Consider the following 12848-nt stretch of genomic DNA (forward strand, 5'->3'; position numbering starts at 1 on the left):
GCCTCAGTACTCGTTCTCGTGGGTGAAGTGGTAGAGCGTGCGGGCCGAGCCGTAGCGCTTGTACGCCGCCGGGTCGTCGTCCTCGTAGCCTGCGGCCTTCAGCAGGCCGGCGAGCTCCTCGAGGTGCTCGGCCCGCATCTCCTTCTCGACGCAGTCGGAGCCGAGGGAGGCGGAGTGGCCACGCAGGTAGATCCGGGCCTCGTAGATCGAGTCACCGAGGGCGTCGCCTGCGTCGCCGCGGATGACCAGGCGACCCCGCTGGGCCATGAACGCACTCATGTGGCCGACCGAGCCGCCGACGACGATGTCGATGCCTTTCATCGAGATGCCGCACCGGGCTCCGGCATCGCCATCGATGACCAGCAGGCCGCCGCGGCCCGTGGCACCGGCGGACTGCGATGCGTTGCCTGTGACCCGGACGCTGCCGCTCATCATGTTCTCGGCGACGCCCTGACCGGCGTTGCCCTCGATGGTGACCTCGGCCTGCTGGTTCATGCCTGCGGCGAAGTAGCCCAGATGCCCGCGCACTGTCACCTCCACGGGCGCGTCGAGCCCCACGGCGACGTTGTGCGCTCCGCGCGGGTTCTCGATGACGTACGTCCCCTCGACGTCGTCGGCATGCAGGGCCTGGTTGACCTCGCGCAGCGGCGTGCTCGCGAGGTCGTACGTGGTGACGGTGCGGTCGAGGGTCGTGCTCATACCAGCGCCTCCTGTCGGTTCCAGTGGTAGATGACCTCGGGCTCGGGCTCCCAGATGCGGGCGTTCTCAACGCCAGGGAGGTGGGCCAGCGCGCGGTACTCGCTCGCCATCGCTACCCAGTCGTCGGTCTCGGCGATGACGGCGGGCTTGCACGCGATCGCGTCACGCACGACAGCGAACGAGTCGCGGTTGGAGACGAGCAGCGTGTAGAAGCCGTCGAACGTCCTCGTCAGGTCGGTGAGGGCCTCGTCCACAGCCTTACCGCCGGCCAGCTTGTGAGCGACGAAGCGGGCGCCGACCTCGGTGTCGTTCTCGGAGTCGAACAGGACCCCCGCCGCCTTGAGATCGCGGCGAATCGAGGCGTGATTGGAGAAGGACCCGTTGTGCACCAGGCACTCCCCCGGGCCGACCGCGTACGGGTGCGCGCCCGCCGAGGTCACGGCCGACTCGGTTGCCATCCGGGTGTGCCCGACGCCCTGCCAGCCCTCGGCCCTCGGGAGGCCCCAGCTCTCGGCCAGCGTCCGGGGCGAGCCGGTGCCCTTGAGCACGGCGAGATCCTCACCAAAGCCACCGACCAGCACGCCCGGGTAGACCCTCCGGACCGCGGCGAGCAGCACCTCGGAGCCCAAACGACCACTCGCCAGCAGCACGTTGCCGACGACCGTGGTCTCGATGACCTCGCCAGCGTCGGCGGTCAGCGCCGCAGCCACCTCCTCGGCCGGGAGAGCCATGTCGATCAACGACACCGTGCCCCTGCCTGCGGGCGACCAGGCGTCGTTGCCGTACACCGCGATCCCGGCGGAGTCCGCACCGCGGTCCTCCATCTCGCAGAGCATTCCGGTGAGCAGCTCCCCCAGTCGGGGGTAGAGCTCCGGGCTGCGCAGGTGCAGCCCGACGATTCCACACATGGGATCGGGTCCTTTCAGAAGGCGGTTCAGAAAGCAGTGAGGTAGTGGTCGATCTCCCAGGTGGAGACCGCCGCGTGGTAGTCGAAGAACTCCTCGCGCTTGAGCCGGGCGAAGTACGCCGCGACGCTGGTGGCGGGATCGCCACCTTCTGGGATGCCGGCGTCGAGGACCGCGCTCAGGACCGGGTCCGCTTCGAGCTGCTCCACGGCGTGGAGCAGCGTGAGCGGCAGCTCCCCTGCATCCTCAGGACCGGAACCGACAGGGCCGAGCGCGGCGCTCCGCTTGATGCCGTCGAGGCCGGCACCGAGCGCGCCTGCGATCGCCAGGTACGGGTTCGCTGAGCCGTCACCGCCGCGCAGCTCGACGCGGTGCTGGTCGGGGACCCGGACGTAGTGTGTGCGGTCGTTGCCGCCGTACGTCGCCTTGCGCGGCGCCCATGACGCGCCCGAGGTGGTGGAGACCGCCCCCGTGCGCTTGTAGGAGTTCACCGTCGGCGCAATGACCGACTGCAGCGCCGGAGCGTGCTCGAGCAGCCCCGCGACGAAGGAGTACGCCGTCGCCGAGAGCCCCAGGCCACGTGGGTCGTCCTCGCCGGGCGCCGCCGGAAACGCCGGAGTGCCGGCGGTGGTCAACGAGAGATGGAAGTGCAGGCCCGAACCGGTCCTGTCTGCGAAGGGCTTGGGCATGAACGTCGCGATCATCCCGGCCTCGTGGGCGATCATGGAGAGCAGATAGCGCAGCGTCACGACCCGGTCGGCCGTTACCAGCGCCTCGGCGTACTTGAAGTTCTGCTCGAACTGGCCGTTGCCGTCCTCGTGGTCGTTGGCGTAGTTGCCCCAGCCCAGGGTGTTCATCGCCGTCGAGATCGCGGCGAGGTGGTCATACATCCGGGTCAGGCCTCGCACGTCGTAGCAGGGCTGAGCTGCGTCGTCGTGGTCGTCCGCCGTTGCCAGGGAGCCGTCAGCGCCTCGCTTGAGCAGGAAGTACTCCACCTCCGCGCCCACCCAGGGCTCGAACCCCGCGTCCGCGGCCTGGTCGATGAGCGCCTTGAGGATGTTGCGCGGCGCGTACGGCCACGGCTTGCCTTCGACATAGGGATCGCAGTGGACGATCGCCAGGCCCTCCTTGATGAAGGGCACCGGCGTGAACGACGCGGGGTCCGGGATCGCCACGAGGTCGGGGTCCTTCGGCTCCTGACCCATCGCACCGACCGCGTAGCCGGCGAAACCCACCCCGTCTTCGGCCAGCTCGTCGACGGCCTCGACCGGCACGAGCTTGGCGCAGGGCTTGCCGCGCAGGTCCACGAACAGGGCGAGGATGAACGTGGTTCCGGTGGACTCGCACAGGGCGGCCAGCTCGTTCTTCTCCGTCATCACAACTCCATTGTGTCCACTGGTATGAATCATTGTCTATACACAGTAGACATCTGCGATGTTTCCAACAGATCACGGAGGCGTGAGTTTGGCATCAACCCGGGCGCCGGCATAGCAAGAGATTGCGATACCGCAGAGCTCCTGCCACGCGATGTCCCAACCCTGCCAAGCCGCGACTTGAGTGCGAGACAGAGGCAGCCACCGCGACAGACCCGCCAGATGACATTACGAACCGGCATACGAAGGCATCGCAGAAAGACGCACAAGAGATCGGGTCTGCGCGTGCGATGGCTCTCGCTCTGACGTATCCCAATGGCGGCGGACGGCATCGGTGTGCTCGACCTCGCGATCGAGTTCAAGGGCGCGAAGACGGCCCTGCTGTCTTGACACGCTCTGTCACTTCCCGAACAGAGGCGCCGATGCCAACTCTGCTGCGTGACACACGGTTAACACGGAGTTCAGGGCCTCAGCGTTGATGCGGTGCGGCACGGACGACGAGAACCTGTCGAGCCAACCGATATCACCAGCGACAGCAACCAGCCTGCCACCCTTTTCGCAGGTGGCGGGCCGATTAGCGGTCGACACAGGTTACAAGTACTGACCCGTGTTGGGACCTGCTCAATGGAACGGCCGGGCTCCGAGCCCTGCTTTCCAGTGATGAGCGTGCGGATGAAGACAATCTGCGCGAAGGCGCCTCAAGCGAATCGCCCACGGTGCGGAGAGACCATGGGAGATGCGCGGAACGCGAGCCCCGTGTTGAGGCCGTCAACAGGCCTCGAAGTAGGAAGCGATCGATGCAGCGGCACCGAGTCACCCGACAAGGCTGCTGTTTGACCCCGAACGTCACCGCGGGCTCCCGGGCTCACGGTAATCAGAACCTCTGCCACTGGGCAGCACCGGCAGCGTCGGTGAGGTCGTGCCGGCAAGTCTGACCGCCGTGTTGAGCGCCTGAGCCAGTTCATGGCCCCGCCTTCGAGTCAGGCCGCTGCGGACAACCGTCGTCGCTGCCGGGCACGCTTCTTCTCGGGAGTCGACCGCTTCAGGCAAGGCAGGACACGCTCCTGCAAACGAAAACCGTCTTCAATCCGAACTCGGAGAAACTTGCGCTTGAGCGTCGACGTCTCGGGAATGCGGTGGACACGGCGGACCGGCTCGTCCCACATGGCATACAGCATCCGGCGGGCGATCCAGCGGAAGCGCCGGGGGAACCAGCGGTTCGCGAACTGCTCGATGACCGCTTCGGACAGATCCTTGTCTACGATCCTGGTCGCTGGGGCTGCTGCCGAAGGTGGCTTCCCCTCCGGCCGGACCTCTGTTGGGCCATGAGGGTCCGGGCCGGACCGAATTCCGCTCCTGAACAGCCAGCTCCACAAGTCTCGACGAGCGTCTAGGACGCAGGTCGACGCTGTGTGATACTGGGTTGAAGTCGCAGGCGCAAGGATCGTGATGGAAGTCTTCGAGATCGCAGGAGCGGCACCGCGCGAACGTGTTCAGATGTGGAACTCGGTCACGTCGAGCACCTTCGGCCCGATCGCGATCACACCTGTCGACGAAGACGACTTCGATGCCCGTATGGTGCGCCGCAGTTCCGGTCCGGTCGGCTTGGCGTCGGTTAGCTCAGCAGCCGCGATCGTCCGTGGAGCGAATTCTCGTGACACAAGACCAGGCCGCTTCATTCTGCTCAACGAGCAAGGCGTTGCGGTCGTACACCAGGACGAGCACGAGGTCGTGCTCAACGCCGGTCAACTGACGGTGATCCGGTCAGCGGTGCCCTACGAGATCAGCTTCTTCAGCCACAACCACATGGTGGTGACGCACCTGCCTGACCAGGTGCGCAGAGTGGACTGGGGATTGGCGACTGGCGCGGCCCGTGACGAGCAACAGGACGGCTTGATCCATGCCTTGATTCGTCAGTGGGCTCACGCAGGCGTGACAGCAGGTGCCGATCCTGGCGTCTACGCACGGCTGGTCCACGACTCCCTCACAGCGTGCTGGGGTGAAGGGATGTCCAACGAGCGATACATCAGTGGCTCCCACGCCAGGTGGCGCGACGACATCTTTGCCTACATCGACGCACACTTAACGGATCCAGACCTGAGTGCGCGCACCGCGGGGGAAGCCCTAGGCGCAAGCCCCAGGCACATCCAGATGGTGGTTGCATCCGCGGGCACGACGTTCAGCCGCGCAGCCCGCGAGCGCCGACTCGCACGCGCCGCAGACCTGCTGCTGAGCGACCCGGACGCATCGATCGCTCGCGTCGCCTTCACCGTTGGCTTCGGCGACGTCTCCCACTTCAGCCGCTCCTTTCACGAGAAATTTGCGTGCACCGCGACCCAGTGGCGTCAGGCACAGCACGCCCCTCGAGACCGCTAAGCGTCACACCCGTCGCACGTCGTCGCGTTCTTCGCTCTCACACAAGAGGTCTGCGCATCAGCCCACGAGTGTGAGCGCCGTCACTCCTAGCGTTGGTCGCGTCCAATGAAATAGGAGAAAACCAGCATGAGTACTGCCGTCTCGCCCCCGGCCGGGGCCAGTGAGCTCACCCAGCCCAAGGGGCGCAAGTGGATCGCGCGAGAGATCGAAGTTCTCGAAGTCGAGTCCGACTACGCGCGGATCTGGGCCTTGACCACGATCTACTACGGCGATGACGTGCTCGTGAACCTGCTGTACGCGACCGGCATGCCGTGCTTCACGCAGAGCCCCTTCGGCAGCGAGCTCCTGATCGCGCGCAGCAAGAAGGCCAAGGAGAAGAAGCACGAGCGCGCCTGGGACACACTCGCTCACTTCTGGCGATGGTTTGAGTATGGACCGGAGCACATCGAAGCCGAGCGCTCGATCGAGATGGTCAACCGCATCCACACCGCAATGTGGAAGATCGTCGAAGAGGCGTTCAGCAATGACGACTTCATCTACACCACGTCCTGGCTGGCCACCTTCCTCCACCGACTCCGACTCGACCTGGGACTTCCCGGGTTCACCGAGAAGCAGAAGGCAGCCGCGCACCTCTTCTGGGCCGCGGTGACGGCCAGGATGCGGGGACCTCACGGTGCGATCCATGGCTATCCGGCGAGCTTTGCCGAGATGGAGGAGTTTGTCGCCGAGTTCGAGGCACGACCGTGGGAGCAGACCGAGACTGGTCGTGAGCTCGGCCAATACGTCATCGAGCAGTTCAACGAAGCCCAGCTGCCGAAACCGCTGTGGGGCCTGGGGCGCCAGCTCGTCCTCACCGTCCAGGCACCGCACATCCGGGCCTTGCACCAGATGGGCGATCCCAACCCCGTCGCGGCCTTTCTCATCCGTCGAGCGCTGGCCACAAAGATCTGGCTGGCCGAGCACATCCAGGCTGATCCCCGGCAGAGCACACCCGAGAAGGCACGGGCGACGGGTGACATCAAGGAGCAGCACCGCGAGCCCCGGCTCGTCGACGCCTCCGCGTGCCCCTTCCACTCCACCCGGGTCGCCGAATGACCTGCGGCAGAACTTCACGACCAGTCAAGAGATTGAGCAAGGAACACCGATGACCGATCGCGTACTGCTGTCCATCGGCGGCCAGCACATGGAGGCCGCCCTCGGGCATACCTTCGAGCGCCGCAACCCCGTGACCGGCGAAGTCGTCACCGTCGCCGCAGCCGGGAGCGTCGACGACGCGGTCGCGGGGGTCGATGCCGCCGCCGCGGCGTTTCCGGCCTGGTCCAGCACCAGCCCCGCCGTGCGGCTGGGTCCGCCTCTTGAGGTCGAACAGCTTCACGTCCATCACGGATCCGAACTCGAGGACTTGGACCTGGTTCCAGTCGGCCGCGGGTGACGGGGCACCGGAGTCCATCCCCATGACGCGCATCTACTCGTGGTCGAGGCCTGCGCCCCGGTCGAACTGCTCGGCCAGGTTGGTGGCGATCTCGTTGATGTCCCTGAGGCTCATCGCTGGGTCTCGCTAGGGTCGGCTAAGTGTGGCCGTGACGACGGCTTGAGCCTGTCACAGGTCGTTAGACGTAGTGGTCCAACACCAGGAAGATGATCGGGCCGACGACGAGGCACACGCCCGCGTAGAAGGCGATGGTGTCGCGCCTGCTTCGGTCTAGCCCGGCGTCGTACCTCGCGAGCGTCCACAAGCCAGCCGAGGAGACGAGCACGCTCCCCAAGGCCTGGAGCCCGAGGATCCCGGAAGCTCTGGGGTCGAGGCGGTGGACGAATGCCGGGTCGATGATCCCGATGTAGAGCAGCGCGGCGGCCGAGAGCAGGCCGTAGAGCAGGAAGAAGATGCGAGTCATCTGGGGGTCAGGCTCCTTCGCAAGGTAGGTCGCGAACGCTAGTGGGCGCGACCTCGTCCCGCGACCGGAATGCGCAAGAGCGCCCCGCCTCCCGAGACGGGTAACGGGGCGCTCCGCGAGGGTGTCAGACGGCGAGCAGCAGCCGCGCCCCGTTGAAACCCGCCCAGCCGTGCACGGCGATGAACCCGAGCCCCACAGAACCCCGGGGACCCCGGTGAAGCTCTCCAGCAGCTCGTGATCTTAGCCGCCGAGCAGGTGGCTGATGGAGTCGAAGAGGCCGCCGAGGAGCAGCATCCACGCCAGGAGCAGGACCAGGATGGACTGTACGAGGGCGGCACCGTCGAGGAGGACCCATCCAGCGACTGCGGCGAGGACACCGGAGAAGAGGAACCCGAACAGGTTGCCGGACTTGATCGCGTTTACGCCGCAGATGAGGGCGAGCGCAGCGAGGACCAGAGCCGTGCGCCCGACTGCGTAGGCCCAGACGGTGAGGAGACCGAACAGGCCGGGCGCGACGTACCCCGCGACTCTAATGCCGATCGCGCCCGGGATGGAGTAGGCCGAGGAGGTAGTCCAGCCGGTTCCATCGCGGTGCGGCTCGATCCCGTCGAACCCGGCACCGAGACGATGGCCGCGATGGCGTGGCCCGCTTCGTAGTGGAGGACGACGATCAGGCGGGCCGGGGTGAGGACCAGGACGAGCCCGGCGACACCGCATGCGATGACCCATCCGATGTGGAGGGTCGGCGTGGTCGCGGACAGCAGCTCCGAGAGCGGGGCGATGGTCGGCACAACGTAAAAGGGTAGAGGTATCCGGCCGGGCCGCGCCCGGGCGTTGTTCCAGGTCAGGTCGGCAAAGCGCCGCGCTACCCGGGGTGGGTAGCGGGGCGAACCGTGAAACGGGCACAGCCCGGTCAGGAGGTGGTCTTGTGCTTGGCGTCGACCAGGGCGAGCCCGGCGACGGTGATTCCGAGGTCGATCGCAAGCGGCGCGATGACCGCCAGGGGCTGGTCGTATCCCCAGCTCTGGAAGACGGCGAGCATCGAGCCGTCCGACTCGGCGAACGCGACCAGGGTCACGATGGCGGCGGCCCAGCCGACACACTGGAACGCCGGATTGCTCCACCGGTGCCGGGACACGAACTCGACCATGCCGAGAACGTAGAGAGGCCATGCGCCAGTTCTCGCTGTGTCGGCCGATGCCGACCAGCACCCATCCCCATCCCGCGGGCAGCCGGGATCCAGGGCCGTCTCGCGGCCTCGTAGGTGTCCCCAGATCCGGTGAGCTCGATCGGCTCGTGCTCGTCGACGTCGGGGGCACTCAACTTCGGGCGAGGTCGGAAGGTCAGGACTACGGACACCGCCTGATCGTACGTCGCCCGGCCCGCGCTCTCGGCGGGCCCTAACCGGCTTATGGTGCCCGTAACGTACATCTTGCTCCCGCCGCGCCGGCCTCCCTCGGAGACCAGCCAGCACGGCGGGTTGCGCGCTCATCGACGCGCGCTTACGTCCAAGCGGGCGAGCCAGACCGAGAGCAGCGCCAGCGTTGGCGCGGGCGGCGACCACGCGGCCCACGTAGTCGGGGTGATCATCGGGTTGCCCGCGGGCAGTGTGGTGCCTTCACGTTTAGGGTAGGTGGTCAGCGGGCCGGTTTCGTGACGTGGCGTCATTGGTCGGATTCCCTCTCCCTCGCGGTGCCTCACTCGAGGCAGGTGCGAGCTCGAGGCCGATGGGACATGACGGCCAGAGGTAACGTCGCGGGCTGACTGCACCGCAGGTGTCAGCTGGCAGGCGCGAACTCCAGGCCGCACGCGTCGCACAGGATCGGGCCGAGCTCGACGACCGTGGCCGAGGCGCGGATCTTGAGGGACTTTGGGGCAGCCACAGCTCAGCACCAGGCCGTTCTTCGGCCGGTGGCCGCCTGCGGGGCCAGCCTGGCCCTCGTCGGCGTCGCCAGCTGCGCCGTCTTCGACGCCTGGGTCGAGATCTCGAGCCCGACGCGATGTAGCATCCTGGTAGCACTTTTCAAATGAAGAAACCCCGCCCGATCGGAGAAGTACCAGATCAGACGGGGTTCATCGGATGGTGCGTGATACTGGGTTCGAACCAGTGACCCCTTCGGTGTGAACGAAGTGCGCTACCACTGCGCCAATCACGCATTCGCTGCCGCCAGAGCGGCTCGCTGCTGTCGGAACATTACCGCATCCCACCTCTCGGTTCACATTCGCCACTCCCCCGGATGGCCGATCTGCTCGAGCCAGGACCCAACCGGTATGGCTTCTGACCAGCCAGAAAACACCCCTCGAGCCCGCGCGCAAGGATCCGCACCCACGCGGCCGGCAGTCGGCGGAGGAGGGTGACGAGCGGGTCCAGTCGCTCTCTGCTTCCGGCATGCCGGACTCGCGTCTCGGTCCGCCCCGGTGAAACCCGGTGAGTCTCGTCCTTACCTGCGACTCGACCCTGCTCCGCCGCCCTCAGTGACCGGGCTTCCCTGCTGGGTGTGACGTCACGTCCAAGTCCCCGGCTCGGTCGAGAAGATGAGCAACGTCGCAGCGAGAGGAACACCGCCTGAGAGCCCACAGGCCGCCGGCTCGCTGCGAACTGGCATCCACGCCTACAGCGGCCGCGGTTTCGTCGAGCACTTCGACGAGATGAACCACGGACCGGCCGACCAGGAGGACTCGAAAATGTGGGACATCCCGGAAACCACCAGGCATCCGCACCTGTCACACGATCCCCCGTGCCCCCGATGCGGACACGCGAGCCACACATACCTACCGTGCAGCGAGACATGCGGTTGTGTCCCGCCCCCGCTGCCCGGCTCGCTGGCCACCGCCGCTTGAAGCACCCGCTGCCCAGGTCGTCACAACGCATCCGCTCGCTCGGTCGAAAGAGTGGAACCGAGCGGAAAGCAATGCCGATGACCACGATCTTGATGACCTGTCCCCGCTGCCTCACCGACATCACTGTGTGGCTGGGCAGCGTGGTGCTGCGCGTCGACGTCACCGCGACGGCGTGCGGCGAGTTGATCTATGAATGCCCGGAGTGCGGGCGGCCGAGCGTCAGCGAGATCGGTAGCGAGCTGTTGTGCAACCTGCTCCTGGCGGGCGCGCGACCGCTCATCCTCGGTGAGCCGGCCTCCGAGGACGCACGTCCCATGAGCCCACCGTTCACGGCTGACGACCTGGTGACGTGGCGCCGAAGGCTCTCCTGGGTCATCTCGGTGACCCCCTGGGAATAGGCATTCCGAAACGGGCCCCACCGACGCCCTGTCGTCATCCCCGCCAGCGCATGCGCGGGACGATCTCAGTCGCCGTGGATTCCGCTCTCGACCGGAGCAGTGGTCTCGACGACGGCCGCCTCGACCGACTGCCGACGGGCGTCGGGGAACCAGACCTGCCCCTCGTGCCGGAAGCCGTAGCCCGGCTGCTGCACCGAGCGCAGCGAGACGATGTCGCGACCGAGCAACGCCGCCAGCAGCCAGACCGAGAGCACCCGCAGCTTCCGCTCCCAGGTGGGGATCACCATGACGTGGTAGGCCCGATGGAGCAGCCAGGCCGGGAAGCCCTTGATCAGGAACGGGCCGCTCTGGAAAACGCCCCAGCCGAGCCCGAGCGTCGCGATCACCCCGAGATCGGCATGCTGATACGGCCGCGTACGACGCCCACGCAGAGAGGCGGTGATGTTCTTGGCGAGCCGCTTGGCCTGGCGCACGGCGTGCTGGGCGTTCGGCGGGGCGACCGCCGTACCGCCGACGACCAGGTCCGGCACGGCCGCCGCATCACCCGCCGCCCATGCGCCCGCGACCGGTCCCGCCTCGGTGCCGACCTGCAGGTCGGACCTGACCTCGATGAAGCCGCGGGCGGTGGTCGGCAGGTCGGTCCGGTTGGCGATCACCGGGGTGGCTGTGATCCCGGTCGCCCAGATGACCAGCCCGGACTCGAAGCTCTCCCCGCTCGCGAGCTCGACCACGCTGTCGTAGATGGAGGTAGCTGTCGTGCCCAGGTGGACGTGCGCACCCTTGGCTCGCAACTTGCGCGTGACCCACGCGCTCACCTCCGGCGTGACCTCGGGAAGGATCCGGTCGGCCGCCTCGACGAGGTGAAAGCGGAGCTCGTCGCGCGCGATGCCGTAGCGGCGCCGGGCGACGGCTCGCGCCAGGCCGAGCAGCTCACCGAAACCCTCGACCCCGGCGAACCCTCCACCGACGACGGTCACAGTCAGCAGCCTCTCCCGGTCTGGCCCCGACGGAAGGTCCGCGGCGATGTCGAGCGAGGTGAGCATCGTGTCGCGGATCGCGACCGCCTCCTCGATCCGCTTCAGCCCGATCGCCTCATCAGGGATCCCGGGCACCGGGAACGTACGGGTGATGCTGCCCGTCGTGACGACCACCTCGTCGTACTCCAGCGCCGTCTCCCCGCCGCCGATGAGGTGCACGCGGACAGTGCGGTTGGCATGATCGATCGAGGTCGCCGCTCCGCTCACCACGTGCGTACGCCGTAGGTGCCGGCGCAGGGAGACGACGGCATGGCGGGCCTCGACCGACCCGGCGACGACCTCCGGGAGGAACGGCTGATAGGTCATGTACGGAAGCGGGTCGACGACGGTGACGACCGCCTCGCTGCGCCGCAGGTACTTCTCCAGCTTCCGCGCCGTGTAGAAGCCGGCGTATCCGCCGCCGACGATGACGATGCGCCTCGGCCTGCCGGCCGCCGCCTGATTGACTGTGTCCATACGCATGCGACCAGGCAGCGGCCACCGATGTGACAGGCCAGAAAGCTCAGCGCTGCGACATCGCCTGCACGAACGCGTCGTACGTCGTCGTGCCGAGCTCGGCACGCTCGTCAGGCACGAGCGTGTCGTCGGCGAGCACCTGGCCGAAGTATGGTGCCTGCGGATCGGTGACGACCCGCCTCGGGTCACCGACCCGCTTCAGCGCCGCAGCGACGAACTCGTCGAAGCGGTAGCGCTGCGGCCCACCGATCTCGACGATCCCGTTGACCGGGCTCCCCGCGGCGGTCCGCCCCACGAGCCGCGCGACGTCCTCGGAGGCGACCGGCTGGAAGCCGACGGGCGGGAGATGTACCTCGTCTCCGATGGTGGCCGAGTCGGCGATCGCCTTGCCGAACTCGAAGAACTGGGTCGCCCGCACGATCGAGTACGCAACGTCCGACTTCTCCACCAGCGCCTCCTGCGCGACCTTGGCACGCAGGTAGCCGCTGTCCGGCGCCCGGTCGCACCCGACGATCGAGAGCGCGACATGGTGCCTGACCCCCGCCTTCTTCTCGGCGGCGACCTGGTTCTCGGTCGAGGTGGCGAAGAACCGCATCACGTCCTCGTCCGCGAACGACGGTGAGTTCGACACGTCGACCACGACGTCGGCGCCCTCGAGCGCCGCGTCGAGACCCTCGCCGGTGATGACATTGCAGCCCGTCTCGAGCGAGGCTGCGACGGCGTCGTGCCCATGCTCGCCCAGCAGCTTGACGACCTGCGAGCCCACGAGCCCGCTTCCACCGATGACCACGATCCTCATCGTGCATCTCCTTCGTTGTCGTGTGGATACCTTCCCTGCCCATTCCCCTCCGACGGGCAGGTCACTGGA

Annotated in this window: 12 protein-coding genes and 1 tRNA gene; 4 read left to right on the forward strand and 9 right to left on the reverse strand. The window is 67.2% G+C overall.

The window, feature by feature from the left end:
• Nucleotides 1-3 precede the first annotated feature (3 nt).
• From OG984_RS09595 to glnT, 3 genes are read right to left on the reverse strand one after another with little or no spacing between them, the layout of a single operon-like run.
• Complete coding sequence (locus tag OG984_RS09595) at nucleotides 4-699, reverse strand: hypothetical protein (RefSeq protein WP_328531362.1); 696 nt, start codon at nucleotides 697-699, stop codon at nucleotides 4-6.
• On the reverse strand, nucleotides 696-1607 hold the full coding sequence (locus tag OG984_RS09600) for a hypothetical protein (protein WP_328531363.1): 912 nt from the start codon (nucleotides 1605-1607) through the stop codon (nucleotides 696-698). Before OG984_RS09600 ends, OG984_RS09595 begins: the two co-directional genes overlap by 4 nt.
• 26 nt (nucleotides 1608-1633) lie before the next feature.
• Nucleotides 1634-2980, reverse strand: a complete 1347-nt coding sequence (gene glnT, locus OG984_RS09605; RefSeq protein ID WP_328531364.1) for a type III glutamate--ammonia ligase — start codon at nucleotides 2978-2980, stop codon at nucleotides 1634-1636.
• Between the two features lie 1446 nt (nucleotides 2981-4426).
• On the opposite strand from glnT, the gene OG984_RS09610 reads away from it, so the two are divergent.
• The 3 genes from OG984_RS09610 to OG984_RS09620 all read left to right on the forward strand — a co-directional run bounded on the left by OG984_RS09610 (nucleotide 4427) and on the right by OG984_RS09620 (nucleotide 6785).
• Nucleotides 4427-5353, forward strand: a complete 927-nt coding sequence (locus OG984_RS09610; protein ID WP_328531365.1) for a helix-turn-helix domain-containing protein — start codon at nucleotides 4427-4429, stop codon at nucleotides 5351-5353.
• A 126-nt stretch (nucleotides 5354-5479) separates the two neighbouring features.
• On the forward strand, nucleotides 5480-6448 hold the full coding sequence (locus OG984_RS09615) for a hypothetical protein (RefSeq protein ID WP_328531366.1): 969 nt from the start codon (nucleotides 5480-5482) through the stop codon (nucleotides 6446-6448).
• A 49-nt stretch (nucleotides 6449-6497) separates the two neighbouring features.
• On the forward strand, nucleotides 6498-6785 hold the full coding sequence (locus tag OG984_RS09620; RefSeq protein WP_328531367.1) for an aldehyde dehydrogenase family protein: 288 nt from the start codon (nucleotides 6498-6500) through the stop codon (nucleotides 6783-6785).
• 178 nt (nucleotides 6786-6963) lie between these two features.
• On the opposite strand, the gene OG984_RS09625 is transcribed toward OG984_RS09620, so the two are convergent.
• The 4 genes from OG984_RS09625 to OG984_RS09640 form a co-directional block, all read right to left on the reverse strand.
• A complete protein-coding gene (locus OG984_RS09625) occupies nucleotides 6964-7248 on the reverse strand; it encodes a hypothetical protein (protein ID WP_328531368.1) in 285 nt (94 codons plus the stop codon).
• A 240-nt stretch (nucleotides 7249-7488) separates the two neighbouring features.
• Nucleotides 7489-7977, reverse strand: coding sequence for a M50 family metallopeptidase (locus OG984_RS29515; protein ID WP_442940976.1), 489 nt, complete (start codon nucleotides 7975-7977; stop codon nucleotides 7489-7491).
• Between the two features lie 184 nt (nucleotides 7978-8161).
• Nucleotides 8162-8398: a hypothetical protein gene (locus OG984_RS09635; RefSeq protein ID WP_328531370.1), complete on the reverse strand. Its 237-nt coding sequence runs from the start codon at nucleotides 8396-8398 to the stop codon at nucleotides 8162-8164.
• A gap of 931 nt (nucleotides 8399-9329) precedes the next feature.
• Nucleotides 9330-9404, reverse strand: a tRNA-Val gene (locus OG984_RS09640).
• 762 nt (nucleotides 9405-10166) lie between these two features.
• Between OG984_RS09640 and OG984_RS09645 the strand changes: the two genes are divergently transcribed.
• Nucleotides 10167-10487 carry a hypothetical protein gene (locus OG984_RS09645; RefSeq protein WP_328531371.1) on the forward strand — a complete coding sequence of 107 codons (321 nt, stop codon included), beginning with the start codon at nucleotides 10167-10169 and terminating at the stop codon, nucleotides 10485-10487.
• Nucleotides 10488-10552: 65 nt separating this feature from the next.
• Here OG984_RS09645 and OG984_RS09650 read toward each other — a convergent pair whose 3' ends face one another.
• Together OG984_RS09650 and OG984_RS09655 are read right to left on the reverse strand one after the other, a co-directional pair.
• On the reverse strand, nucleotides 10553-11986 hold the full coding sequence (locus OG984_RS09650) for an NAD(P)/FAD-dependent oxidoreductase (RefSeq protein WP_328531372.1): 1434 nt from the start codon (nucleotides 11984-11986) through the stop codon (nucleotides 10553-10555).
• Between the two features lie 40 nt (nucleotides 11987-12026).
• Nucleotides 12027-12779 (reverse strand): SDR family oxidoreductase, encoded by a 753-nt coding sequence (locus OG984_RS09655; protein ID WP_328531373.1) that lies wholly within the window; start codon nucleotides 12777-12779, stop codon nucleotides 12027-12029.
• Between the last annotated feature and the right edge of the window lie 69 nt (nucleotides 12780-12848).

The organism is Nocardioides sp. NBC_00368, assembly GCF_036090055.1.
Lineage (GTDB): Bacteria > Actinomycetota > Actinomycetes > Propionibacteriales > Nocardioidaceae > Nocardioides.